The following is a 24,471-nucleotide window of genomic DNA, read 5'->3' as shown; positions in this document are numbered from 1 at the left end:
ACCGGGAACGGCGCGGAGGCTTCGGGCAGCCGTATTGAGGCTGAAGCCGAGATAGAGCGTTACGCAGATCAGGGCAGGTGCGTGGCCCATATAGACGGAAGGGTCGTGTTTGTGCGTTTCGCCCTGCCGGGGGAGCGGGTGAGAATCCTTATTGATGAGCCGCATAACCGGAAAGACCGGTTCTGGACAGGCGAAGTCATAGAAGTCATAACAGCCACCCCCGACCGTGTGAAACCCGTATGGCCCTTAGCTGGGCCGCTTGCATGGGGCGGCGGCGTTGGCGGGGCCGACCTGGTCCATGTGTCCCGTCAGGGGCAGCTTGCATGGAAACAGGCGGTTATCAATGAGCAGATGAAGCGTCTGGGGCATATCGATGTCAGCGTTCCTGTGAGTCCGGCGCCTGGAGACGAGGAGGCAGGAGGGCTCCACTGGCGGACCCGTCTGGATCTTATCGCAGATGGGAACGGTCACCTTTCTATGCGCAGGCGCGAGTCGCATACCCGTGTAGCCTTAGACGGGATGCCTCTGGCATCGCAGCAGTTGTGCAGTATCGCGGAGTATCACGGGTTATGGTCCCATCCGTTTGACCCTGATGACCATATCCGCATCAGTGCGCCCGAACCCCGGCCCGGCGACCCCGGCCTCATAGAAAGCGGCAATTATGCTGTCCTTGTTAACGGGAAAGTGCTGTACGGCAGACGTGAGCTGACGGAGAGGGTTATCCTTGATAACAGGGCTGATTTTACTTACCATGTTGATGCAGAGGGCTTCTGGCAGATGCACCGCATGGCCCCTGAAGTACTGGCCGGTACTGCCCTGAAGGAAATAGCTGATGCCGGCGCAGGTGGTGCGCGCGTTATCTGGGACTTATATTCAGGCTCCGGCCTGTTCACCCTTCCGATAGCTGCCCTGTACCCTCATGCGGAAATACTCAGTGTTGAAGGCGCACCCGCCGCTGTCAGGAATGCCCGGAGAAATCTGAAAGAGGCAGGGGCAGATAATGTGACAGTACTTGAGGGCGATGTAGTGAAGGTTCTCCGTTCACTGGGGAACACGGTCCGCTCCCGGCTTACCCATCCCGATATTATCCTCCTTGACCCTCCGCGGTCCGGTGCCGGCCGAAGGGCCTGCGAACAGATCAGTGAGACAGGGGCCCGCAGCATTATTTATATTTCATGCAATCCTGCCAGCCTTGCCCGTGATACCGCGTATCTGCTGGACAGCGGGTATATCCTTAGCTCCATATATGCCCACGATATTTATCCAATGACACATCACGTTGAGACGGTAGCAGTGTTGTCCAAACTCGCTGCCGATAAGTATATAGATATTTGAAATTAAGCTTGATGAACTTGATTCGGCATCTGCTGAAAGCAAAGCGACTTATACGCAAATCAGAGAATAATATTAGAAAAATTTGATTTAAATGTTCTCACACCTATATTACACAGATTAAGAAGAAGTGTGGAGTTATACTAAGGGAGCATTACAGTAAATCAAAAATTGGATTTAGCGAGGATAAAAGTATGCTTCGATTGGAAAAAGTCAATGGAAAAAATGTATGGGACATTATAAGACTTGAAGTATCTGATGATCAGAAAAGCTTTGTTGCAGCCAATGATATAAGTATTATTGAAGCTTACACGGCGCTCACCGGAAATGGCTATGCTTTCCCTTTTGACATATACGAAGATGATGTGCCCGTTGGATTCCTGATGATAGGATTTGATGCCGATGATTACTGGGAAACGCACCTAAGATAGCCAGGGGGAATTATAACCTGTGGCGGCTTATGATAGATAGGAATTATCAGGGTAAGGGGCTTGGCAGGAAAGCAGTCAGCCTTGCCTTGGATTTTATAAATACTTTTCCTTGCGGAGCAGCAGAGTATTGTTGGCTATCGTATGAATCTGAAAATGATGTTGCCCGCCAGCTATACAGTTCGTTCGGCTTTGCTGAAACAGACGAAAAGGACGGGGAAGAACTCATTGCCGTTCTGAAGCTATAACGCAAATCCCAGTTTGTATAATTAATATACTCAATCCAGGCGATAGCAGCACCGTTTTTTTCTATACCCAAATTTAAGAGAGAGGAACAGCTGCCCCTATATCTGTAAGAAGCCTGGCACCGTTTTCTCCATATATTTTTGGCAGTATGCTTTCCCACTTTTTGCTGTGCTCAAGGTCCTGTTTTTTTATCTCAATAATTTTCGCCGGCGAGTGCGGGAAATCTGATCCGTATACAATATGATCATCGTTGGTTATCGAAAGGAGCATATCCAGCTGGTTGGGTTCAGGGTCCCCTGCAATATCGAAATAAAGGGAACGGATATTATCATCAACATTGGTTTCATCCATAAGCCCGTTCCTGGCGAGTATTTTTGAGACGCCTTTCATGCGCTGGTACATAAAGGGCAGGAACGATCCTGTGTGTGGGATAACAAAGCGGATATCGGGGAACCGTACCATAATATTGTGTGCGATCATATTGAGAAGGGCCCTGGTCGTATCCGCGGGATATTCGAAAAGCGCAGCAACCTTGCCTGTGATAACATCTTTCGGAGCCTGGCGCGCCCGGTTGGGGTGGATAATGACCAGCGCCTTGCGTCTGTTGAGCTCTTCCATAACAGGATCAAGCTTCGGATCCCCCGGGTATACGCCATTGGCATTGGTAGGGAATTTGACGCCTAATGCGCCCAGCGTATCCATAGAATACGCAATCTCATCCAAAGACCCTTCGGCATAGGGGAGCGGAAGGCAGGCTGTAAAGCCGAAATGTCCGGGATCATCATGGACTGCTGCTCCCAGTTCTTCGTTGATCTTCCGGGCAGCTGCCGCCGATTTGGCATCATTACCGTTATGGATATGCGGTGAGGGCAGGGAAAAAATAGAATAGTTGATTCCGGCCTCAATTTAAGCTGCCAGGCATACGCTTAGTTACACACGGCAGGATAGACTGTTGATATTGTAGTTAAAAAGCCGTGTAGGATACGGACCCTATGAAGGAGAAAAAATGAATATGGCGCTGCAGATTTTCTGCTGCCTGATAGCAGCCGAATTTGCATATATTTTCTATCTGGAAACTGTGATCCCGGATTCGGGGACAACAGCAAAAGTTTTCGGGATGGACGTCAAAGACTTGAAAATGCCTGCCATGAAAACTGCAATGAAGAATCAGGGGGTCTATAACCTCGGTATTGCCGTCCTCCTTATCCTTGCAGCATTTGTGCTCCACAGCAAGTATGCGGTTGCCGGGCTGCTCGCTTATATTGTCTGTGTTGCCCTTTATGGAAGCTTTACTGTCAGCAAAACTATTATCCTCAAGCAGGGCGGGCTTGCCATTATTGCGCTTATCCTGTGCTTTTTTTAGGGCAGTACTGCAGCTGATGCGCAACAATGCGAGTATATACGGGCATATAGCAGGATATATAGAAGATAAAAGGTAGAATACCTGTATGACCGGAAAGCCACTAGCATACAGGCAGCACAGCAGCACGGTATTTTTGCGTACAGTTGTTTTCTGCATATGTGTGTGCATTATGCTGTCTGCCTGTTCGAAGATTTCGGGAGGGCAATCTTCACGCGCTATCGGGCATTCATATTTTCCCGGTGATCCCGGCTATACACTGGCTGATGGCGTTGATGATACCGATATGCGTATTGGCCTTGTGGGGGCCTGCTGTACCCATGGGGCCGGAGACAATGTGATGCAGGCATTGAGCCGCGAGCTGTCCCAGACATATGCCGTTGCTTCGTACTCGCCTATTGCGTGCACTGAAAGCACATCATCATCGGACAGCGTCAGGGCGCAGGTGGCAGAGATCGATTCATATCTTGAGCGCCATGTCCATGTGATCGTTGTACATCCGCAGGCAGCCACAGATCCGCGGTGTTCCCGGGCCGATAAGGCTGCTTTTGCCCGGGCCCTCGAGAAGGTGCGCACACACAGGACTGCAGCCATACTGGTCAATACTTCTGAGCAGCAGGCAAAAAACATGGGTATAGGGTCTGAATATTATGCAGCATTATGGAATATTTCAGTTGAACAGACGACCCAGTCCGGTAGCTCTCAACCGGGCACAGAACAAAGGCCGGCGCCTGCAATGAGGCCATTGGATGTTATCAGGGCTGTTATTGATGATACCCCTCATGCTACCGTACTGAGAAGTGTGATCAATAAACATAAGACAGAGTAGGAACAGGAATATATGGCACAGGCTTCACAGGTAATTTCACAGGCAGATCAGCAGAAACCGGCTTCCGCCTTGCCTGAAGTCGCGGTGCTTGGGCTGGGCACTGCCGAAGTGCAGCAGAGGATAAGCGCCGGCCAGACTAACGCGCTTAAAGAAAAAACGTCACGCTCAATATGGCAGATCATCCGCGCCAATGTTTTCACCCTTTTCAATGCGATAATCTTTACCGCTATGATACTGGTACTTATCACAGGCCGCTGGCGTGACGCCCTGTTCGGATTCGTGCTCATCATCAATACAGGGATCGGCATTTTCAGCGAAGTCAGGTCAAAACGTACCCTTGACCGGCTGTCCATACTGGTAGAGGCATCATATGCAGTCCGGCGGAATGGGACTAACACGGAGATCACCCGCGATAAGATCGTACTTGACGATCTTCTGTGGATACGCGCAGGTGAACAGGTCCCTGCAGACGGGCAGGTCCTGGCGAGCTATGGCCTGGAGCTTGATGAGTCGATGCTTACCGGGGAATCCCGAACCGTGAAAAAAAGCGAAGGGGATTCCGTGCAGTCGGGGAGTACAGCTACAGCAGGCATGGCGCTTGTAAAGGTGACTGCTGTGGGCGCCAATAGTTACGCGGCAAAGCTTACCTCACAGGTCAAAAAATTTACAAAAACGCATTCCGACTTAAATGATGGCATCAATAAGATACTTAAAGTCATGACGATTATCGGCATCCCTATGGTCGTCCTCCTTGCATGGAGCCAGATACGTGTAGTTGGAGGTTTTGAGGCCGCATTTACTTCTGACCTGTGGAAGGATGCCGATATATCTGCTGTTTCCGGAGTTGTAGGCATGATACCGGAAGGCCTGGTGCTGCTGACATCGCTCAATTTTGCCATAGCAGCCATGCGGCTTGCACGTCAGAATACCCTTGTCCAGGAGCTGGATGCTGTAGAGACCCTGGCACGTGTGGATGCCCTGAACCTTGATAAAACAGGGACTATCACTGATGGCGGGATAGTCTTTGACAGCATTGAAAACCTTGGGGATAGCAATGATGCTGATACCGGCAGCCCCAGATATCCTGATGAGAAAACGGTCAGGCGTGCACTCGCTGATATTTGCAATGAAGAATCCCCGAATGCAACAGCCCGCGCAGTCCTGGAAGGGCTGAAAAGCAAGACAGGTACGCCATCTGACAGCAAACCGGGAAGCATACAGTCGCGCACCCCCTTCTCATCTGCCAGGAAATGGAGCTCTATTACGTATGCAGATGGTTCCCAGTGGTTCTTTGGCGCTCCGGAAGTACTCCTTTCCGGTTCCCAGGCTGCGATCGATGCTGATACCAATGATCCCGGAAGCCTGTACCCTGATGTTTTTAAACGCATAGAAGCCTTTGCCGAGAAGGGGTCCCGCGTCCTCCTCCTGGCATATGCGCCGAAAACAAATGTGCAGGGGAGTGATCCCGCTGAAACGGTAAATCCCGGGATCGTACCTGTATCGCTTATTATCTGTTCCGAGTCTATCCGCAGCGATGCCCGTGAAACTTTAGCGTGGTTCCGTGAACAGGGCGTGAGATGCCGCGTGATTTCCGGGGACAATCCGGGGACAGTGGCGGCGATAGCCGGGAAAGTCGGCCTGACAGGCGATAGCATGCCTCGGTATATGGATGCCCGCAATCTTCCCGATGACGTTGAAGAACTTGCAGAAGTCCTGGAGGATATAGATGTCCTCGGCCGTGTGCTCCCCGAGCAGAAAAAAGCAATAGTGCAGGCCCTGCACAGTAAAGGCCATACCGTAGCTATGACAGGTGATGGCGTTAATGATGCCCTGGCGCTCAAAGAGGCTGACCTTGGCATTGCGATGGGCAACGCGACGCCTGCCACAAAAGCTGTTGCCCAGATAGTGCTTGTGGACTCGAAATTCTCCCATCTGCCCAGTGTGGTCGCACGCGGCCGGCAGGTGATGGCTAACATGGAACGTGTGGCAAGCCTGTTCCTGGTAAAAACCGTATATTCCGTGCTTATCTCGCTTGGCGTAGTGCTGAGCTTCATGCCTTTCCCATATTTGCCAAGGCATATTACATATATCGGTTTCCTTACTATCGGTACTCCGGCATTCATCCTGGCGCTTGCGCCTAATACACGCCGGTATATACCGGGTTTCCTGAAACGGGTAGTTGCTTTTGCTTTCCCCGGAGGCGTGGCTGCAGGGCTGTCCGTCCTGCTGGCAGCATGGATAGTGCCGCCGCTGATGCACTGGAGCTATAGCGGTTCGGATCTTGCACAGCTGCGGACCGTGTGCAGTATTGTGCTTTTTATAGTTGGCATTGCAATCCTTGCAAGGGTTGCACGCCCTCTGAGATCGTGGCGCGGTATTTTAGTCCTGTTTTTCTTCGCAGCAGGGGTCATTGGCGCATTCATACCGTTTATCGCAAGGTTCTTTGAAATACACCTTCCTGTCGGGCAGAGTCTGGTTATCACAGCAGCAGCCGTATGTGCCGCCGTGGTGCTTTTCTTCGTCTGCTACGGTGTACAGGGCATTATTTCGCGGTATACGGACCATTCCGGACGTCGTCCGGTCCGGTCCCGGTAGCGGCCGACCCCTCCTGCCCCCGAGGCTCCTTAAACTCTTCTATTGCAGGGACGGTATCTCTGTTCCTGTGGAGGCGAATATTTTCAAAGGGTATCTGTGACAGGACCGTGCCGCAGAAAATCAGGATACTTCCGAAAATAGCAGGTCCCGTCATAGTCTCATGGAGGATGAAGACCCCGCCTACGGCTGAGAATAATGATTCAAGGGACATCAGGATAGAAGCCTGCGCGGGCTGTACGTACATCTGCCCAACTATCTGGAGCGTATAAGCAACACCAACGGCGACAATACCTGTATAGGCTATGGAGACCCATCCGTGTACGGCTGCCTGCATATTGATGGATCCGTCCCATGCAGCAGCAATCCAGCTGAGGACAGCAACAATAAGGCTTTGGACGAAAGAAAGCATCATAGTGTCAACATGGCGTATGTTGGCATCGATAATAATGATATGCGCACCGAAAAGTGTGGCAGAAGCAAGAAAAATGAGGTCTGAAAAGTCTATTCCGGACAGGCCGCTTTTACCGTAGATGCTGAGGAAATAGAAGCCGATGATTGCAATAATGATCCCTGTTATAGCCGTCACTGAGGTTTTCTTCTTCAGGAAAATGCGGGCAAGTATAGGCACAGCAATAATATAAAGCGCTGCGATGAACCCTGCATGCGCAGCCTGCTTTGAGATTTCGACCCCAAGCTGCTGGACGGTGCTTGCACTGAAGAGGAATACGCCGCAGACACAGTAGATAAGTATCCGGTAGAGGAAGGAACCCGGTTTTTTGATATCCGACAGGGCAATGACCGGTATTCTCAGGGATGCAGTATGCCTGTGCGCCTTTCCTGTTTTACTCAGCCCCCTGTTCCTCCGTACGCCTTTTCCTGATGGTTTTTCTTTTCCTGCAGGACCGTCAGCCTGGTCAAGGGACTGGAGGATCTTTTCTGCCCGCTCATGCCGCCTTGCTATAAGGTTATGGCGTCTGATGAAGCTCCATACCGCGAAAGGCAGAAGGCTCAGTGAAGCCAGCGTGAAACGCGTTGCATTGAAAAACCAGAACGACATAGTGTCTGAGCCTTCAACGGAAAAGACGAATGCAAAACCCCAGCATGCTGCAGCCATGACTAAAGCAAGGGAGCCTTCAATGGTATGGTGCTGCGAAACATTGCGCATGGTATCCCTCCCTGGTGCTGGCCGTGCCGCTGCAGCGGGCTGATAATTATTACATCATATAATTCTAAGGGTATACCACGGTTATAACCATGACACTCTTATGCGCCATATACATGGAGTGCCATATATGTGCCGGGCATGCAGAAAGGGGCCTGAAACCTGTTACGGTACCAGACCCCTGTTTGAATATACTCTTAGGATTACCGGGATGGCCAGGCCATCTGCCGGGTATCTATTACCTATTTGTCTGTTATCATCAGTTCCGGCTGCCGCCTCCGAGGAGGGTCAGCAGGTTGACGAAGAAGTTGATAAAGTCGAGATAAAGGTTCAGGGCGCATACGATTGATACCCGCTTGATCATTTCCGGCTGTCCCTGGTAATGGTTCAGGATAGCCCGTGTAGCCTGGGCATCATACATGGTGAACCCGGCGAAAAGCAGCAGGCTGATGCCGCTGATAATCATAGTGCCACTGGATACGCGGAAAATAAGCAGGAGGACTTCAACAACTATAAGGGTTATCAGCGCCGCAGTAAGGATGGTGCCGAACTTGAGGAGGTTCCGTTTAGTTGTCAGGCCGATCATGGAAAGGACAAAGAAGAAGAGGGATGACATCCCGAGGGCCAGGCCGATAGTCTCCAAGGTGTAGACATAAAAAACGGTAGACAGGGTAAAGCCCATGGACGCAGCATACAGATAAAATATGACACGTGCAACAGCAGGGGGCATTTTCATTACCTGGGAGCTGAGAACAACAACAATAATAAACTGCGCTATAAGCAGGCCCCAGAAACCAAGCCGGCCTGTAGCAGCTGTGTATGCTTCAAGCCATCCTTGGCTCGCTGCAAGCCCTGCAACAGCTGCAGTAACGAGGATCCCCAGGAACATCTCGAAATAGACACGTGTTACCGATGTATGCTGTGCCTGCTCATCCTGCGCATAGGCAGCGGTAGCATCCATATACGGCTGCTGTGTGAAAGCCCTCTGGGCGCCGGCAGCATTCTGGGTGTACTGCGGGTATGGCTGCTGGCCGTAAGGCGCCTGGGCCTGGTCCTGCTGGTAGCCGTTGCCGGCTCCATACTGTGGCTGATCGTTTGTCATGACCCCACTCCTTGATTGATATGATTAGCGCGGCAATCAGGCGGTATCCGGATTATCCGCATATGTGTCTTATTTCTATTCTACAGTATTATTCTAAAACACGTGATTGACCATATGGAGGTATCGGGCTTATGCCTGCACGTTAATGCTGCAGCGGGGAAACAGATACATTAATTATTGATTTTCGGTTAATCTTCGTCACGGATCACAGTGTAGCTGCGCGGTGTCAGATCAATGTCATCATCTTCAGAAACATGGGAATCAATAATGTCACGATGGATGAACTGCATGGTGCCCTCAACCTGGGCCAGGGTAGAAGCACACTCCTGGAGCGTCCCTGAATGGCGCGCAATCTGGTCATCACTGAGATTACCCTTGTAGCGCAGCTTATGTTCAAGGCTTGCCCAGTAGTCCATAGCGATAGTGCGGAACTGCACTTCAACAGGGGTGATGCGCGGGCCGGTAGTAAGGAAGACAGGGACCCGGTAGATCGTATGGAGGCTCCGGTAGCCGCTTTCCTTGGGATGGGATATATAATCCTTGACTTCCATGATCTCAATGTCTGACTGTCCGGAAAGCATGTTCGCCACGGCATAGACATCATCGATATAGTTGCATATCACACGGATACCCGCAATATCGTATATGTTATTCTGCATCGCTTCAATAGTCTGCGGGAGATGGCGCTTCTTAAGTTTGCCGAAAATAGACTTCGCGCTTTTGATGCGGCGCTCCATATGATGGATAGGGTTGTGCTCGTAGCGTACGTGGTATTCATCATCAAGGATTTCAAGCTTCGTGCTGACCTCGTGCATAGCGCCGCGGTAGACTTGCATGGAATCAACGAACTGAGAAACGTAATCACTGAAATCGTCAATGTCAAGGTCCGACAGGTCGATCGGGATATCCTGCTGCCCAAGCGCAAGGTTCTGGAGTTCATTGCGCAGCTCCGCAGTGTTCAGTGTCGGCTGTTCATCTAAAATCATGGTTCCCCCGCATAAAGAAGTCAGCATATATGATACAGGGAACACGCCACCAAGTAAAGGAGTAGTTGGAGTCATTGGGTAATATCACTTATATGAATGAAGATATGATGACGGCTGAAGAACGTTCGGGGGCAGGCAGTACTGCGGCAGACGGGGCCGCTGCGCAGACAGCCCTCCGGCAGGGCAGGGGGAAAGGCGTCTACTATGTCCATACGCTGGGGTGCCAGATGAATGTGCATGATTCTGAACGCATCGCAGGCGTCCTGGAAGCTGACGGGTATGTTAGGGCAGACCAGGAACAGATCGATAATAACGATGTCGACCTGATCGTTATGAATACCTGTGCAGTCAGGGAGAATGCTTCAAACCGCATGTACGGTACGCTGGGGCAATGGGCGGAGCTGAAACGCGAACATCCGCAGCTTCAGATAGCTGTAGGCGGGTGCATGGCCCAGAAAGACAGGCAGCGCATCACACAAAGGGCACCATGGGTCGATGCAGTATTCGGGACGAAAAATATAGGTTCGCTTACCGGGCTTCTGGATAAAGCCCGTATGTACAATACGTCCCAGGTAGAAGTAGCAGCAGACCTGGAATACTTCCCCAGCCAGCTTCCAGCGGCCCGGGCATCGCGGATATCGTCATGGGTCGCGATTTCCGTAGGCTGCAACAATACGTGCACCTTCTGTATAGTCCCGTCGGTACGCGGGCGTGAGCGTGACCGCAGGCCGGGGGATATCCTTGACGAGATACAGCGCTGTGTAGATTCAGGTGCTAAAGAGGTGACCCTGCTCGGGCAGAATGTCAATTCGTACGGATACTCCATGGGGGACCGTTATGCGTTTTCCAGGCTCCTGAGAGCCTGCGGCGATATCAAAGGGCTGGAAAGGGTCCGTTTCACTTCGCCCCATCCCGCAGCCTTCACAGATGATGTTATTGCTGCCATGGCAGAAACGCCTAATGTTATGCATCAGCTCCATATGCCCCTGCAGTCCGGTTCGGACAGGATATTGCGCGCGATGCGAAGGTCGTACCGGACATCAAAATTTATGGGGATAGTGGACCGCGTCCGCGAAGCGATGCCTGATGCCCAGATCACAACGGATATTATTGTAGGTTTCCCCGGCGAGACAGAGGAGGATTTCCAGCAGACACTGGATATCCTTGGGCGTGCACGGTTTGCGGGCGCTTATACTTTTGAATATTCCCCCCGCCCGGGGACCCCTGCCGCGCTTATGGAGCAGATCCCCGCGGATGTTATGCGCGAAAGGTATACGCGGCTTCATGATATGCAGGAATCAATAACCCTTGAAGAAATGGGAAAGTTTGTAGGACGCGATGTTGAAGTGCTCATTTCCGGGACTGGGCGGAAAGATTCTAGTACGCACCGTGTTACAGGCCGCGAACGCACCGGGACACTGGTGCACATTGGCGTCTCGGAGGGGGAGCAGATGCCGCAGGTAGGAGACTTTGTCACCTGTACGGTAACAGGGTCTGCCAGGCATTATATTATTTCTGATCCTGATGTCCGTTCCGGGCACACGTACAGTGTCCGCAGATAAAGCCTCGCAGGGATTGTTTGAGAAATGCAGGAAAATAACGGCAGCGCAGCAGATATGCCATATAAAGTGATTTCGGTCATAGGACCTACAGCTTCGGGGAAAACTGCCCTGGCAATTTCGCTGGTGCATGCCCTGGAAGAAGAAGGGCGTGCCGCCGAGATCATCAACGCTGATGCTTATCAGATGTACCGCGGTATGGATATTGGTACTGCAAAAGCTTCGGTGCGGGAACGGGCAGAAGTAAAACATCATCTTATTGATATCATCAGCCCGCAGGAAACGATGACTGCTGCACGGTTCCAGAAACTTGCAAGATGCTGTATCGCTGATATCCAGGCCCGGGGGGCAACGCCTGTGCTGGTCGGCGGTTCGGGGCTGTATGCAAGGGCAGCGATCGATGATATCTCTTTCCCCGGAACTGACCCTCAGATACGGTCCGATATTGAACAGCGTGGCAGGGATATTGGCGCAGAAGCGCTTTTTGCTGAGCTTGAGCGGAAAGACCCTGACGCTGCTTCCCGTATGGACTGGCACAATATCCGCAGGACCGTCCGTGCGCTGGAAGTCATTGCCCTTACGGGGAAGCCGTATTCGGCTGCGCTGCCCCATTACAGGTATGTTATACCCGCTGTCCAGATAGGCCTTGACCTTACCAGGGAAAACCTTGATGAGCGTATAAACCTGCGGACCCGCAGGATGAGGGAGGCCGGTTTCACCAATGAAGTGCGTCAGTTACGGGACCGTCTCGGTGCTACCGCCATAAAAGCTTTGGGATATCGGCAGATCATAGATTACTGCGACGGGCTGATAGATGAGGATGAAGCCTATGAGCGTATTGCACACGATACCAGGCGCCTGGCCCGTAAACAGATGGGATGGTTTGGCAGGGATCCGCGTATCCACTGGCTGGATGCGACGGCACCTGACCTGCCTGGACTGGCGATGGATATCGTGCACCATGCCGATTCCGGCGATTATGACCGTGATGACAGGGTTGCTGATACTTATGTCCAGCATCATTTAGGCGGACTTGGATAGCAGTCATCTGTGGGCAAAGTGATATCAGGGATTTAAGACTTGATATTTTTGTGGATTTTATGCGCTTGCCTCTCTCTGAACTGAGTTTTACGTTATCCTTAAAACCGTTATGGTACGAGGAAATTCATCATCACGCAGGCCCGGCGATTTACAGAATAACGGAAGCGGCAGGGCTTCGCCACGTTCACAGCAGGAACAGCATGGGCAGCGGGCGGCAGCAGGTGCAGATGCGGCCCGACGGCAGGAGCCATGGTGGAAAAAGGCCCTGCTTTTCTTCCCGCGCGCCCTGGGGAAACTGATACGTTCCGTCACGGGGGCTGGGGTTGATGATAATGAGGCTACGCGCGATGGCCTGTGTTTTGTACTGATTATTTTTGCCATCCTTTTTGTTGCGAGCGAATGGTTCCGTGTACATGGCTTTTTTGCTCAGGGGCTGCATATCCTGGCATCCAGCCTTTTTGGTGTTATGAGTGTGGCACTGCCGGTATTGCTGATAGTTATCGCTTTCAGGCTGCTGCGCAATGTAGGGGAGCGGTCGGATTACGATAATTCGCGTGTAGTGTCAGGATGGTTCCTGCTGATGTGGTCCGTCTGCTCCATTATTGATGCTGTGAGATCCGCTCCGCTGCATAAGTTCATGTGGGATTCTGTACAGTCCGCCGGCGGCCTTTTCGGCTTTGTCCTGGGATCCCCTTTGTCCTGGGGCTTATCGATCCCCTTTGCCATAGCGGTTTTTATTGTTATAGCCCTTTTCTCGCTTCTGCTGATCACGCGCACCCATCTGACTGATATACCGAAGATTTTTGCAGGGCTGGGGCGCAGAGGGAACGGCGACACCGGCTCGGAAGAGTTCCCTAATGAAGTCCGCATAGGTGACGGGACCATGCAGTTCGCTGATGGCGTATCAGCCCATGATGGCAGTGACGAGGTATCTGGCAAGCCTTCGTTCCTGAACAGGTTTATGGGCATGTTCCGGCGCCGGAAGGCCGATACCTCGTTGGATGAGTATGAAGGGGACACGGCATTCGACAAAGCCCATAACCGTGAAGAATTTGGCTCTGACAACCCCACCCGGGCGCTGTCGGTCGATCCGGGCAACCCCGGTGCAACTGTAAGCATGCCGACTGGTATATCTGATGTCCCCCAGCCTCCTGCCCCTTCTGCATATCCAGCTGTGCAGGGCGACAGTGCCACTGTGGCAGTCCCGCAGGGCCGGCAGGCCCAGGATGCTGCAGCTGCTGCAGATCCATCCGGTGACGCTGATGAATTCACGGTTGCTGATGACGGACGTACTGTGCCTGGTGATGAAATGCCGTACCAGCTTCCTGCATTGGATATGCTTGTCCGCGGCAAGCCCCACGCAACTAAAACACCGGAAAATGAACGTGTGATGATGTCGCTTCAGGCAACTTTCAAACAGTTCGGTGTCGATGCGCGGGTGATTGGTTTCCTTCGGGGGCCTTCAGTGACACAGTATGAGGTGGAGCTTGGCCCGGGGGTAAAAGTTGAGAAGGTTACCAATCTCCAGAAAAATATTGCTTATGCAGTGGCCAGTTCTGATGTCCGCATCCTTTCGCCTATCCCGGGAAAATCTGCCATAGGTATCGAGATACCGAATGTTGACCGTGAGATCGTGCATCTGGGGGATGTCCTGCGTTCAGAAGTGGCGCTTAAGGATGCTAATCCGATGGTTGCCGGCCTCGGCAAGGATGTGGAGGGGCATGTTATTACTGCAGACCTTACTAAAATGCCGCATCTGCTTGTTGCCGGCGCTACAGGTTCCGGTAAATCGAGTTTTATCAACTCAATGCTTATGTCAATAGTGATGCGTGCGACCCCTGAACAGGTGCGCCTGATCATGGTTGATCCCAAACGTGTAGAGCTTACTGCTTATGCAGGGATACCTCACCTCCTTACCCCTATTATTACTGATCCCAAACGTGCTGCCCAGGCGCTGGAGTGGGTCGTCAAGGAAATGGACTCCCGGTATGATGACCTGCAGTATTTCGGGTTCAAGCATGTCAAAGATTTCAATAAGGCTGTGCGTGAAGGCAAGGTGCATGCTCCCCAGGGGTCTGGCCGTAAAGTTGCGCCGTATCCCTATCTGCTTGTAGTCGTTGATGAGATGGCTGATATGATGATGGTTGCCAAGAATGACGTGGAAAGCTCTATCCAGCGTATTACACAGCTGGCCCGAGCAGCAGGGATCCACCTTATCCTCGCCACGCAGCGCCCGTCTGTTGATGTTGTCACAGGCCTTATTAAGGCGAATATCCCTTCACGCCTGGCGTTTGCGACGTCCTCGGCTACGGATTCGCGGGTGATCCTTGATTCGACGGGTGCAGAGACCCTTATCGGACAGGGCGATGCACTGTTCCTGCCGATGGGTCAGGCAAAGCCGATCCGTGTGCAGGGCGCGTGGGTCGGCGAGTCGGAGATACATCAGGCTGTCGAGTATGTGAAGACCCAGCGTAAGCCCAAATACCGCCAGGATATCGAACAGATGGCACAGCAGCAGGATGCCAGGAAAGCTGTGGATGAAGAGATCGGCGATGATATGGATGAGCTGCTTCAGGCCGCTGAGCTGGTGGTTACCGCACAGTTTGGTTCCACATCCATGCTCCAGCGCAAGCTCCGTATCGGTTTCGCCAAGGCAGGGCGCCTTATGGACCTGCTTGAATCCCGGGGGGTGGTCGGGCCTTCTGAAGGTTCCAAGGCAAGGGAAGTGCTTGTGCAGCCTGAACAGCTCCCTGAAGTCCTCGCCTTCATCAGAGGGGATGCGCCTGAGATTAGCCGTGAACCCGCTGATGCTGCGCGGCAGCAGCCTTCTTTGCCGGCAGATATGTCGTTGGCGGATGATGGTGCTCAGCCTTCTCAAACGCCTTCCTCGCCTTCGCCGGAGGCGCAGGAAGATGCGGGGAACGGCCCGCATCGGCAGCAGCCGCAATCCTCTGAAGGATATCCGGGATATACCCCTTCCGAAGATTCCGAGGCATACTATCCTTCAGCGGGGGCTATAGCGCATATGGAGCTTAACGATTTCAATGCCCCGCCGCACGTGGATAATAATACGGTCCAGTCGGATAATGACTACGGCAGATATTATTCATAAACCTGCACAGGCGGCAGTATAACAGCATATGCCTCTGGCACCTGTCCCCGTTTGACCCGCTGCCTGTACTGAGGGAATTGCCTTTGTGCGGTATAGGGGATACTCTTGTATGTAAAGAATACGGCTGACTGCACAGGCTGGCGGTATTATAACGGGTGGTAAATTATGGAAGACAGCAGCTCAACACGGAAAATGCCATTGCTCAAGGGCTGGAATGCTGTGCCGAACCTTATAACATATGTGCGCATTGTTATGGTCATAGTATTCATCACCCTTGCTGCCCAGGCAGGACCGCTCGGTGTGTCTGATTATGCCAAACGGTGGACGGCTGCTGTGCTGTTTATTGTTGCTGCCAGTACAGATAAGCTGGATGGCTATTTTGCCCGCAAGTATCATCAGGTCACTGAGCTTGGGAAGCTTATGGACCCGATTGCTGATAAGCTGCTTATCTGTTCTGCCCTCATTACCCTGTCTGCTTTCGGTGAACTGTGGTGGTGGGTAACGGCCCTTTTCCTTATCAGGGAGATCGGCATTACCGTAATGAGGTTTTTTATTATTGACAATGGCGGGAAAGTCATTGCCGCAAACAGGGCAGGCAAGTATAAGACTGTCGCTGAGTGTATTGGCATAGGGATGCTCCTTCTGCCGGTATGGCTTGTGCCGGGCATTCCGTCTGTGGCCGCGAAAGCATACCGCATTGCCGGCCTTGTGATTACGCTTATTGCCCTCGCCCTGTGCCTGTACTCAGGCGTTATGTATGTTATTGGTGTCTTCCGTCCGCGCAGCCGGCAATAGTATGTTTATGGCTGCCCGCGCATACAGGCAGATAGGAGCATAGGCTTTATAATTATGGACAGCGTCGCTCCAGGCAGTATTCTCCCTGTTTTAAGTACTGCACAGGTTACCCGGGATGATAAAGCAGCCCGGGCTCTGGAAATATGCCGCAGCAGAGGCTTTTTTATTGCCTGCGCGGAATCATTGACTGCCGGGCTGCTTGCAGATTCTTTTGTTCGTATCCCCGGTGCATCAGATGTATTCCTTGGGTCGGCAGTCACGTATACGAATGAGGAAAAGCATCATGTCCTGGGCGTCAGCAGCACGCTTCTGAGGACACAGGGGGCTGTTGCTTCCGAAACGGCATGCCAGATGGCTTCCGGTGTAAGGGATCTGTATGCTTCAGCGGACGAAGGCTATTTGCATAACGTTATCGGCCTTTCTACTACAGGGGTCGCCGGTCCCGGTCCGAGTGAGGGGAAACCGGAAGGGCTGGTATATGTTGCCTGCACCGTGCCGGGTAAACCAGTTTTCCCGGGGGTTCCTGTACGCGTGAGGCAGCTGCAGTGCAGCGGCAGCAGGGAAACTGTCAGACGGGAAAGTGTTGAAGGGGCTCTGGACCTGCTGCTGGCAGTATTGGGGGAAAAGCCCTGACATACAGCACCTGGGCGGTGCGGACGTCAAGATGTGTATATGATGTGTGCTGTATGGCGCACCGGGAATAAATCGTGTGCGGCGATGTTGACACTTTCAATAGATCATAACTTGGACACGCGGAAGGATGTGCTATGGCAGAAACGGCTATGCAGCTTACATCAAATCTTGAGACCCATCGGGCGAGGCCTGTGATAATGGAACATACTGAAGCCATGAATAAGAACCTTACTCCGGCACAGCGCAGGGCTGTTGAATTGGCGCGCCAGCAGATCATAAAGGCGAAGCAGGCCAGGGCTGCAATAGATGAAAAACAGAATTCCGGATACAGCCGCTGGGTGCATTCTGAAAGCCGTGAGGATAGCGGTACGAAGCAGGGGAACATCCAGGACCCTGTTGCAGAAGGCGAGATATCCCTGCGCAAAGTGCAGGGAGGCATACTGAGGTCTTTACGTACGCGCGACCATAAAACGCTTCGTGAGATCAGCGAAAAAGCGGGGGTATCCCTGGGCTATCTTTCAGAGGTCGAGCGCGGACAGAAGGAAGCCAGCTCTGAATTGCTTATGTCTATCACTGAAGCACTCGGGGTACGGCTTTCAGATATGCTCGTTATGGTAGCTGACCAGATACGTGTTGCCGAAAATAAGGCAGCAGCCCCCGGCATTACAGATATCCCCGATGAGGCTGCAGCTGTTTAATAACAGTACATATGTCAATGCGTGAACGTGAGTTTTGGGAACTGCTTGAAGAAGTATTTGGAAGGGTCTACGGCCGCAGTATCGCCAGAGACCAGAGGCTGGCGCGGCTGCAGTCGATGACAGTATATGAAGCGCTTGATGCGGGGATTGAACCACGTGTCGTATGGAATGTGCTCTGCGACCAGATGGATGTGCCCGATTCCTCCCGATGGGGGAAGGATCATAACGCGCCTCCTATGCCGGCAGCCTGATTCGCGGCAGTATGTTCGAACACATGTTCGACCATTATTGTAGAATGGGGTAAGCAAAAGTAAAGATGGATATGGGGCGTGTTATCCACATCTGACCACATAAGAGTAAAGATATATACACTTGTGTCCGTACAGGTATAGTGGATAGCACGAACTCATGAACAGGAGAACAGATGCCACGTACAAAAGATACTGCGAACGCCCAGGATGCACGCCGCCAGGCTGCATTGGATACTGCTCTCGCACAAGTTGAGAAGGCCTTCGGCAAAGGTTCCGCAATGCGCCTGGGGGATAAGCCCGTCAACCAGGTAGAAGTTATCCCTACAGGATCCATTGCCCTTGATCTTGCCTTGGGAATAGGCGGTTTGCCGCGTGGCAGGATCATCGAGATATTCGGCCCCGAATCGTCAGGTAAAACGACTATTGCCCTGCATGCAGTCGCCAATGCCCAGAAGAATGGCGGTGTTGCAGCATTCATAGATGCTGAGCATGCGCTTGACCCTGATTATGCGCGCAAGCTGGGCGTTGATACCGATTCCCTGATCATCTCCCAGCCTGATAATGGCGAGCAGGCGCTGGAAATAGCCGATATGCTTATCCGCTCGGGCGCGCTTGACATTATCGTTGTTGATTCGGTAGCAGCCCTGGTGCCGAAAGCGGAAATTGACGGCGAAATGGGAGACAGCCATGTTGGCCTCCAGGCACGCCTGATGAGCCAGGCACTGCGCAAAATGACAGGTGCTCTGTCCCAGTCTAACACCACAGCTATTTTTATTAACCAGCTGCGCGAAAAGATTGGTGTTATGTTCGGCAACCCTGAAACGACAACAGGCGGTAAGGCCCTTAAATTCTATTCTTCAGTCCGTCTTGATATCCGCCGTATACAGACGCTGAAGAATGGTGATGAAGCTGTAGGGAACCGGACACGTATAAAAGTCGTTAAAAATAAAATGGCACCCCCTTTCAAATCAGCAGAATTTGATATCCTTTACGGTGAAGGCGTATCAAGGGAAGGCTCGCTTATCGACATGGCGCTTAGCGCCGGGATCGTGAAGAAATCCGGTTCATGGTTTACATATGAAGGCGACCAGCTCGGACAGGGGCGCGAGAAAGTCCGCCAGTTCCTTAAAGATAATCCTGAACTTGCAGATGAGATTGAAGGCAAGGTAAAAGTTGCATATAATGTGATCCCTGACCCTGCTGCCGATGATGGCAATCCCTCTGCATCTTCTGAGGGCAAAACAGCGGACGGTAATGGCAAGCAGCCTGAAGGCGGCAAGTGACCGGCAGCTTGCCCGGCATCACTGCGGGGGACACGGATCTTAAGCCGGATAAGGATTCTGTATTATACAGATCAGATGAGGAAAATAAATGCCAGGAGGCGGCTCTGCGGCTGCTGGATGCTGCTCCAAGATCCTCCGGTGCCCTGCGGACACGTCTTATTGCAAAAGGCTATGAAGAGGAAACTGTCGGTAAAGTCATAAGGCGGCTTGTATCTTCGCGCCTTATTGATGATGGGCAGTATGCCCGCAGCATGGTGCAGTATTGCCTGTCTCGGTTCCTTGGGGAGTACGGGACAAGGCAGGAGCTGCGTAAAAAAGAGGTTGAAGGGCCTCTTATCACTGCTGTTGTTGAGGAAGCGCGAGAGGCCGGCAAATTTGAAAATTCCGCATACGAGCTTGCCCTCAAAGTATCGAAAAAAACCAGCGGGCTGGATACCAGAACCAGGCTGCGGCGTTTTTGGTCGGCATGTGCGAGGAAAGGGCATGACCCGGACACTATACGCAGGTATACTGATATCCTTTGTGAAGATTCCGAAGGGTTGGAAAACGAAGAATAAAAATACGGATGCTTAAGGGTTAAGTCACTGGGGAACCGGGCACTGGAGTGCTGAAAGTGAGACCTCTTATACCCCGGGTTCTGTCGTTATGCAAAGCATACGTGTGGTTATCCATCTCGACTTAACGTTGCCGCTAAGCTCCAGCAGCCTACCCGAAGACGTGAGCGAGCAGCCCATATGCCTTCTGCTTGGCCTTGCTCCCAATGAGGCTTGCCGTGCGGTCTGCGTTACCGCAGATCCGGTGGTCTCTTACACCGCCGTTTCACCCTTACTCCCATACCGGTGTATGGGGGCGGTCTGCTTTCTGTTGCGCTATCTCTCAGGTCGCCCTGGGCGGACGTTATCCGCCATTGTGCTCTGTGGAGCCCGGAAGTTCCTCAGTACTGTAAAACAGTACCGCAACCACAAAGAGGTCTCAGTCCGTCCAGACTAGCAAAAGCTGTGAACACGTTACAGGGAGCACATATCTTTTTGTGGCTGTGTTATGGTAATCACGACACGGTGCAGAAGATTTTAAGGAAATGCGATATTATAAAAATAACGACGAAGCCGTCGTTATGAACAGCGGTTCACCGCTCAAACCTAGGAGGTTCGCATGGAAATTGTAGTGACCGGACGTCGAATTCAGATAAAGCAGAGGTTCCGCGACGTTATAGACAGCAAAATGAATCGTGTAACTGCAATAGCCCCGGATGCGCAACGTGTGACGATCGTAGTTACGCATGAAGGCAATCCACGCCAGGCAGATACAGCAAAACGTGTGGAAATAACCGTGTACGCCGGACGGACGGTTATACGCGCGGAGGCATCCAGCAGCGATGAATACAGTGCGCTTGATCTGGCCCTTGATAAACTGACACTGAGGCTGCGCCGTTCCCGTGACCGGCGCAAGGACCATCGCCGCGGCTACAGCAGTGAAGTCCCTGTAGACCTTGGCATGGCTGAAGAACCGGCAGTTACCCCGCAGGAGCTGGAGGAGCCGGCATTGGAACCGACGAACAGCACTGATGAGGCAGTGGCGGGGGATCTGGGCCCCGGTGAATCTGTTGAAGTCCAGGTAGGGGATACACCTGTGACGATCCGCCGTAAGCTCCATATTGCCGAGCCAATGACGATCGACGAAGCAATAAACCAGATGGAGCTTATCGGTCATGATTTCTTCCTGTTCGTCAATATTGATACGAAGCGCCCATCTGTGGTATACCACCGTCACGGGTGGAGCTATGGGGTATTTGAAATAGATACTCCGGAAAACGCAGCACGGTAAGCGTGCAGCGCAATAATAAGCTCAAAAATAATATTTATACTGCAGCCACCGATACCCGGTGGCTGCTTTGTACTGCGGCGTAAATATCAGCACGATTGGGTACTATAGTAAAAGTTTGTCTGAACAGGCCTGCTGGTCCATATGGCGGGCTTTGCTTACTATGCACAAGGAGTATGGAGTGTCATTACTTGATAGAGCACTGCGAATGGGCGAGGAGCAGCAGCGTCGTAAGCTAAAAGGCGTTGCTGAGGCTGCGAACGCACTGGAAGATGAGATTTCTGAGCTGACCGACGACGAACTTAAAAGCCAGACAGCGAAATTCAAGGAAAAGCTTGATAACGGTGCAAAACTTGATGATCTCATGCCTGAAGCATTTGCGACAGTACGCGAAGTATCCAAGCGTACCCTTGGGCAGCGCCACTTTGATGTGCAGCTTATGGGCGGTGCGGCACTCCATTGGGGGAATATTGCCGAAATGAAGACCGGTGAAGGGAAAACACTGGTCGCAACTCTCCCAGCATATCTCAACGCCCTGGAGGGTAAAGGCGTCCATGTTGTTACGGTGAATGATTACCTTGCGAGCTACCAGTCTGAGCTTATGGGGCGCATCTACCGTTTCCTGGGGATGGAAACTGGGTGCATCATTACAGACCAGCAGCCGGCAGAGCGCCGCAAGCAGTACAATGCAGACATCACCTACGGTACAAATAATGAGTTCGGTTTTGATTACCTGCGCGATAATATGGCGTGGGAAAAAAATGAACTCGTCCAGCGCGGGCACCATTATGCAATAGTTGATGAAGTCGATTCTATCCTTATCGATGAAGCCCGTACACCGCTGATCATCTCAGGCCCGTCTGAGGGCGATGTTACCCGGTGGTACCGCCAGTTCGCGCGCCTTGCTCCGCGTCTGGAGCGCGAAACCGATTATGAGGTCGACGAAAAGAAAAAGACTGTAGGCATCCTCGACTCAGGGATCACTAAAGTTGAGGATTACCTGGGCATTGATAACCTTTATGAGCCGAGCAACACAGCCCTGATCGGCTATCTCAACAATGCCATCAAAGCCAAGGAACTTTTCCTGCGCGATAAGGATTATGTTGTGCAGGGCGGGGAAGTCCTCATCGTTGACGAGCATACCGGCCGTATGCTTCACGGGCGCCGTTACAACGAAGGCCTCCATCAGGCTATTGAAGCTAAAGAGGGTGTGGAAGTCCAGGCGGAAAACCAGACTTTTGCAACTATTACGCTTCAAAACTATTTCCGTATGTATGACAAGCTTTCGGGCATGACAGGTACTGCTGAGACTGAGGCAGCTGAGTTCATGAACACATACAAGCTTGGCGTTATCCCCATCCCTACGAATAAGGACATGATCCGTAAAGATAAGGATGACCTTATTTTCCGTACCCGCAAGGAAAAGCTTGTGGCTATCGTCAAGGATGTGGCCGACAGGTATGCCAAAGGCCAGCCTGTACTGCTGGGTACGGCATCCGTTGAGGCATCTGAAGTAGTCTCTTCCCTGCTTGATGTGGCAAAAATACCACATAAAGTGCTCAATGCGAAGCATCACGAAGCAGAGGCTGCAGTAGTTGCTGTCGCAGGGCGTAAAGGTGCTGTGACTGTTGCCACGAACATGGCAGGCCGCGGTACTGATATCATGCTGGGCGGGAATGTTGAGTTCCTTGCTGACCAGAAACTGAAATCCCAGGGCTATTCTGCCGAGGATACGCCGGAGGAATATGAACGCCTGTGGCCTTCTACACTTGAAGATATCAGGCAGCAGGTCAAGGATGAACATGAAGAAGTAGTCGAACTTGGCGGATTGTATGTGCTCGGCACAGAACGCCACGAATCCCGGCGGATCGACAATCAGCTGCGGGGCCGTTCCGGGCGTCAGGGCGATCCCGGCGAATCGCGCTTCTATCTGTCCCTGGAAGACAATCTGATGCGCCTGTTCAATACCCAGCTTGTAGCTGCCGTTATGCGCAATAATATGCCGGAAGGCGAGCCGCTGGAGCAGAAGAGCATATCGCGCGGTGTCCGCAATGCCCAGAAATCGGTTGAAGCCCGGAACTACGAAATGCGCAAGAACGTGCTGAAATACGATGATGTTATGAACAAACAGCGTACTGTCGTTTATAAAGAACGTATGGAAGTGCTGAAGGGTGCTGATATTGCTGCAGATGTGCAGGAATTTATCAAGTCCGTCATCAACTCATATATCCACGGCGCCACACGCGGTACCGACAGGGTGGACCGCTGGGATTATGAGGGCCTGTGGAAGGCTTTGAAGAGCATTATCCCGCTTGATTTCGATACTGACGAAATTGAATCTGAAGTTGCCCAGCTGAAAGGCGATAAGGCGCGCAGAAAGCTTGCAGAGCTGATCTACGATAAAGTCCATAGTGAATATGAGGCGCGGGAAGCCCTTATTGGTGCTGACACTATGCGTGATATTGAACGCCGCGTCGTCCTGGCGACGATGGACCGCAAATGGCGTGAACATCTGTATGAGATGGACTACCTTAAAGACGGCATCGGCCTGCGCGGTATGGGGCAGAGGGACCCTCTGGTCGAGTATCAGCGTGAAGGCTATCAGATGTATAATTCTATGGTCGATTCGATCAAGGAAGAGGGAATCCAGCTGCTTTTCAACCTTGATCTTGAGGCTGTTGCCCATGCGGATGAAGAGGACAGCCAGCTGGACGGGCATGATGATGGGGAGCTTGAGTATTCATCCCCTGCAGACCCTGATTCGGATACTGATGACGGGCCTGAAGCTTCCGGAGATGAACCGGATGACGTTAATACAGATGATACGGATGGGAATGGCGCTGGTTCCGCCAAGACAGAATCTGGCCGGCCATCTGACGGCGATGCGTCTTCCGATAAGGAAGGGCACAGCTATGAAGGGTCGGTGACAGGCATGGCGCCGATATCCCATGCTGAGCAGAAAGTCCCCCTGTCCCGGCGCCCTAAGAGCGAGGAGCTGAAAACCCCGTGGGCTGACGGCAGGACGTTCCCCGGTACACCTAAGAATTCCCCCTGCCCGTGCGGCTCAGGGCGCAAGTATAAAATGTGCCATGGGCAGAATGAGAAGGCGGATAAATAAAAGCTGGATCACATAAACAGTACTATAATTAATCTGGTATAGTAAGGTACAGGATTAACATACTGATATACGTCCGGTTACAGATAACGGAATCCGTAACCGGACGTTGTGCAAGGGGGA

General features: G+C 52.2%; 21 protein-coding genes and 1 other RNA gene. 17 read left to right on the top strand and 5 right to left on the bottom strand.

Features of this window, described 5'->3' with window-relative positions; translation table 11 throughout:
• Positions 1 to 33 precede the first annotated feature (33 nt).
• From ABKA16_RS03630 to ABKA16_RS03620, 3 genes are all read left to right on the top strand, one after another.
• Positions 34 to 1,335: a class I SAM-dependent RNA methyltransferase gene (locus ABKA16_RS03630; protein WP_381000116.1), complete on the top strand. Its 1,302-nt coding sequence runs from the start codon at positions 34 to 36 to the stop codon at positions 1,333 to 1,335.
• A 191-nt stretch (positions 1,336 to 1,526) separates the two neighbouring features.
• Complete coding sequence (locus ABKA16_RS03625; RefSeq protein WP_380998625.1) at positions 1,527 to 1,763, top strand: hypothetical protein; 237 nt, start codon at positions 1,527 to 1,529, stop codon at positions 1,761 to 1,763.
• Between the two features lie 29 nt (positions 1,764 to 1,792).
• Positions 1,793 to 2,008, top strand: a complete 216-nt coding sequence (locus tag ABKA16_RS03620) for a GNAT family N-acetyltransferase (RefSeq protein WP_380998628.1) — start codon at positions 1,793 to 1,795, stop codon at positions 2,006 to 2,008.
• Between the two features lie 73 nt (positions 2,009 to 2,081).
• Here ABKA16_RS03620 and ABKA16_RS03615 read toward each other — a convergent pair whose 3' ends face one another.
• Complete coding sequence (locus ABKA16_RS03615) at positions 2,082 to 2,807, bottom strand: amidohydrolase family protein (RefSeq protein ID WP_434156715.1); 726 nt, start codon at positions 2,805 to 2,807, stop codon at positions 2,082 to 2,084.
• Positions 2,808 to 3,018: 211 nt separating this feature from the next.
• Between ABKA16_RS03615 and ABKA16_RS03610 the strand changes: the two genes are divergently transcribed.
• From ABKA16_RS03610 to ABKA16_RS03600, 3 genes are all read left to right on the top strand, one after another.
• Complete coding sequence (locus tag ABKA16_RS03610; RefSeq protein WP_380998630.1) at positions 3,019 to 3,369, top strand: DUF1304 domain-containing protein; 351 nt, start codon at positions 3,019 to 3,021, stop codon at positions 3,367 to 3,369.
• 85 nt (positions 3,370 to 3,454) lie between these two features.
• A complete protein-coding gene (locus tag ABKA16_RS03605; RefSeq protein ID WP_380998633.1) occupies positions 3,455 to 4,195 on the top strand; it encodes a hypothetical protein in 741 nt (246 codons plus the stop codon).
• 12 nt (positions 4,196 to 4,207) lie between these two features.
• Positions 4,208 to 6,790 (top strand): HAD-IC family P-type ATPase, encoded by a 2,583-nt coding sequence (locus ABKA16_RS03600; protein WP_380998635.1) that lies wholly within the window; start codon positions 4,208 to 4,210, stop codon positions 6,788 to 6,790.
• On the opposite strand, the gene ABKA16_RS03595 is transcribed toward ABKA16_RS03600, so the two are convergent.
• From ABKA16_RS03595 to ABKA16_RS03585, 3 genes are all read right to left on the bottom strand, one after another.
• The gene (locus ABKA16_RS03595; RefSeq protein WP_380998637.1) at positions 6,738 to 7,955 is read right to left on the bottom strand and encodes a DMT family transporter; all 1,218 of its coding nucleotides are present in this window, start codon (positions 7,953 to 7,955) and stop codon (positions 6,738 to 6,740) included. The two genes, ABKA16_RS03600 and ABKA16_RS03595, sit on opposite strands and share 53 nt — an antisense overlap.
• A 256-nt stretch (positions 7,956 to 8,211) precedes the next feature.
• A complete protein-coding gene (locus ABKA16_RS03590) occupies positions 8,212 to 9,054 on the bottom strand; it encodes a Bax inhibitor-1/YccA family protein (RefSeq protein ID WP_380998640.1) in 843 nt (280 codons plus the stop codon).
• Between the two features lie 188 nt (positions 9,055 to 9,242).
• Positions 9,243 to 10,040: a GTP pyrophosphokinase gene (locus ABKA16_RS03585; protein ID WP_380998643.1), complete on the bottom strand. Its 798-nt coding sequence runs from the start codon at positions 10,038 to 10,040 to the stop codon at positions 9,243 to 9,245.
• 92 nt (positions 10,041 to 10,132) lie between these two features.
• On the opposite strand from ABKA16_RS03585, the gene miaB reads away from it, so the two are divergent.
• The 9 genes from miaB (at position 10,133) to ABKA16_RS03540 (ending at position 19,969) form a co-directional block, all read left to right on the top strand.
• Positions 10,133 to 11,602 (top strand): tRNA (N6-isopentenyl adenosine(37)-C2)-methylthiotransferase MiaB, encoded by a 1,470-nt coding sequence (gene miaB / locus ABKA16_RS03580; protein WP_380998645.1) that lies wholly within the window; start codon positions 10,133 to 10,135, stop codon positions 11,600 to 11,602.
• A gap of 24 nt (positions 11,603 to 11,626) precedes the next feature.
• A complete protein-coding gene (miaA, locus tag ABKA16_RS03575) occupies positions 11,627 to 12,640 on the top strand; it encodes a tRNA (adenosine(37)-N6)-dimethylallyltransferase MiaA (protein ID WP_380998648.1) in 1,014 nt (337 codons plus the stop codon).
• 109 nt (positions 12,641 to 12,749) lie between these two features.
• Positions 12,750 to 15,752 carry an FtsK/SpoIIIE family DNA translocase gene (locus ABKA16_RS03570; protein WP_380998651.1) on the top strand — a complete coding sequence of 1,001 codons (3,003 nt, stop codon included), beginning with the start codon at positions 12,750 to 12,752 and terminating at the stop codon, positions 15,750 to 15,752.
• 165 nt (positions 15,753 to 15,917) lie between these two features.
• Positions 15,918 to 16,547, top strand: coding sequence for a CDP-diacylglycerol--glycerol-3-phosphate 3-phosphatidyltransferase (gene pgsA, locus ABKA16_RS03565; RefSeq protein WP_380998653.1), 630 nt, complete (start codon positions 15,918 to 15,920; stop codon positions 16,545 to 16,547).
• Between the two features lie 54 nt (positions 16,548 to 16,601).
• Positions 16,602 to 17,180: a CinA family protein gene (locus ABKA16_RS03560; protein ID WP_380998656.1), complete on the top strand. Its 579-nt coding sequence runs from the start codon at positions 16,602 to 16,604 to the stop codon at positions 17,178 to 17,180.
• A 134-nt stretch (positions 17,181 to 17,314) separates the two neighbouring features.
• Positions 17,315 to 17,878, top strand: coding sequence for a helix-turn-helix domain-containing protein (locus ABKA16_RS03555; protein WP_380998659.1), 564 nt, complete (start codon positions 17,315 to 17,317; stop codon positions 17,876 to 17,878).
• Positions 17,879 to 17,895: 17 nt separating this feature from the next.
• Positions 17,896 to 18,129, top strand: a complete 234-nt coding sequence (locus tag ABKA16_RS03550) for a DUF3046 domain-containing protein (protein ID WP_381000120.1) — start codon at positions 17,896 to 17,898, stop codon at positions 18,127 to 18,129.
• A gap of 173 nt (positions 18,130 to 18,302) precedes the next feature.
• Positions 18,303 to 19,412, top strand: a complete 1,110-nt coding sequence (gene recA / locus ABKA16_RS03545) for a recombinase RecA (protein ID WP_380998661.1) — start codon at positions 18,303 to 18,305, stop codon at positions 19,410 to 19,412.
• Positions 19,409 to 19,969 (top strand): regulatory protein RecX, encoded by a 561-nt coding sequence (locus tag ABKA16_RS03540; RefSeq protein WP_380998664.1) that lies wholly within the window; start codon positions 19,409 to 19,411, stop codon positions 19,967 to 19,969. The genes recA and ABKA16_RS03540 overlap by 4 nt, the downstream gene beginning before the upstream one ends.
• Before the next feature lie 53 nt (positions 19,970 to 20,022).
• Here the strand turns inward: ABKA16_RS03540 and rnpB are convergent.
• Positions 20,023 to 20,387: RNase P RNA component class A (gene rnpB / locus ABKA16_RS03535), an RNA gene on the bottom strand.
• Positions 20,388 to 20,564: 177 nt separating this feature from the next.
• Here rnpB and hpf point away from each other — a divergent pair.
• A complete protein-coding gene (hpf, locus tag ABKA16_RS03530) occupies positions 20,565 to 21,236 on the top strand; it encodes a ribosome hibernation-promoting factor, HPF/YfiA family (RefSeq protein ID WP_380998667.1) in 672 nt (223 codons plus the stop codon).
• A 205-nt stretch (positions 21,237 to 21,441) separates the two neighbouring features.
• A complete protein-coding gene (secA, locus tag ABKA16_RS03525) occupies positions 21,442 to 24,351 on the top strand; it encodes a preprotein translocase subunit SecA (protein WP_380998670.1) in 2,910 nt (969 codons plus the stop codon).
• Positions 24,352 to 24,471 lie beyond the last annotated feature (120 nt).

Source organism: Scardovia wiggsiae (genome assembly GCF_051045985.1).
Classification (GTDB): Bacteria; Actinomycetota; Actinomycetes; order Actinomycetales; family Bifidobacteriaceae; genus Scardovia; species Scardovia wiggsiae.
This window is presented reverse-complemented; position numbering and strand designations above follow the sequence as displayed.

What these genes read in the sequence shown, in the direction of transcription:
- ABKA16_RS03625 (WP_380998625.1), top strand. Translation starts at nt 1,527, where the DNA reads ATGCTTCGATTGGAAAAAGTCAATGGAAAAAATGTATGGGACATTATA.
- ABKA16_RS03620 (WP_380998628.1), top strand. Translation starts at nt 1,793, where the DNA reads ATGATAGATAGGAATTATCAGGGTAAGGGGCTTGGCAGGAAAGCAGTC.
- ABKA16_RS03610 (WP_380998630.1), top strand. Translation starts at nt 3,019, where the DNA reads ATGGCGCTGCAGATTTTCTGCTGCCTGATAGCAGCCGAATTTGCATAT.
- ABKA16_RS03605 (WP_380998633.1), top strand. Translation starts at nt 3,455, where the DNA reads ATGACCGGAAAGCCACTAGCATACAGGCAGCACAGCAGCACGGTATTT.
- ABKA16_RS03600 (WP_380998635.1), top strand. Translation starts at nt 4,208, where the DNA reads ATGGCACAGGCTTCACAGGTAATTTCACAGGCAGATCAGCAGAAACCG.
- ABKA16_RS03595 (WP_380998637.1), bottom strand. Translation starts at nt 7,955, where the DNA reads ATGCGCAATGTTTCGCAGCACCATACCATTGAAGGCTCCCTTGCTTTA.
- ABKA16_RS03590 (WP_380998640.1), bottom strand. Translation starts at nt 9,054, where the DNA reads ATGACAAACGATCAGCCACAGTATGGAGCCGGCAACGGCTACCAGCAG.
- ABKA16_RS03585 (WP_380998643.1), bottom strand. Translation starts at nt 10,040, where the DNA reads ATGATTTTAGATGAACAGCCGACACTGAACACTGCGGAGCTGCGCAAT.
- miaB (WP_380998645.1), top strand. Translation starts at nt 10,133, where the DNA reads ATGAATGAAGATATGATGACGGCTGAAGAACGTTCGGGGGCAGGCAGT.
- miaA (WP_380998648.1), top strand. Translation starts at nt 11,627, where the DNA reads ATGCAGGAAAATAACGGCAGCGCAGCAGATATGCCATATAAAGTGATT.
- ABKA16_RS03570 (WP_380998651.1), top strand. Translation starts at nt 12,750, where the DNA reads ATGGTACGAGGAAATTCATCATCACGCAGGCCCGGCGATTTACAGAAT.
- pgsA (WP_380998653.1), top strand. Translation starts at nt 15,918, where the DNA reads ATGGAAGACAGCAGCTCAACACGGAAAATGCCATTGCTCAAGGGCTGG.
- ABKA16_RS03560 (WP_380998656.1), top strand. Translation starts at nt 16,602, where the DNA reads ATGGACAGCGTCGCTCCAGGCAGTATTCTCCCTGTTTTAAGTACTGCA.
- ABKA16_RS03555 (WP_380998659.1), top strand. Translation starts at nt 17,315, where the DNA reads ATGGCAGAAACGGCTATGCAGCTTACATCAAATCTTGAGACCCATCGG.
- ABKA16_RS03550 (WP_381000120.1), top strand. Translation starts at nt 17,896, where the DNA reads ATGCGTGAACGTGAGTTTTGGGAACTGCTTGAAGAAGTATTTGGAAGG.
- recA (WP_380998661.1), top strand. Translation starts at nt 18,303, where the DNA reads ATGCCACGTACAAAAGATACTGCGAACGCCCAGGATGCACGCCGCCAG.
- hpf (WP_380998667.1), top strand. Translation starts at nt 20,565, where the DNA reads ATGGAAATTGTAGTGACCGGACGTCGAATTCAGATAAAGCAGAGGTTC.
- secA (WP_380998670.1), top strand. Translation starts at nt 21,442, where the DNA reads ATGGGCGAGGAGCAGCAGCGTCGTAAGCTAAAAGGCGTTGCTGAGGCT.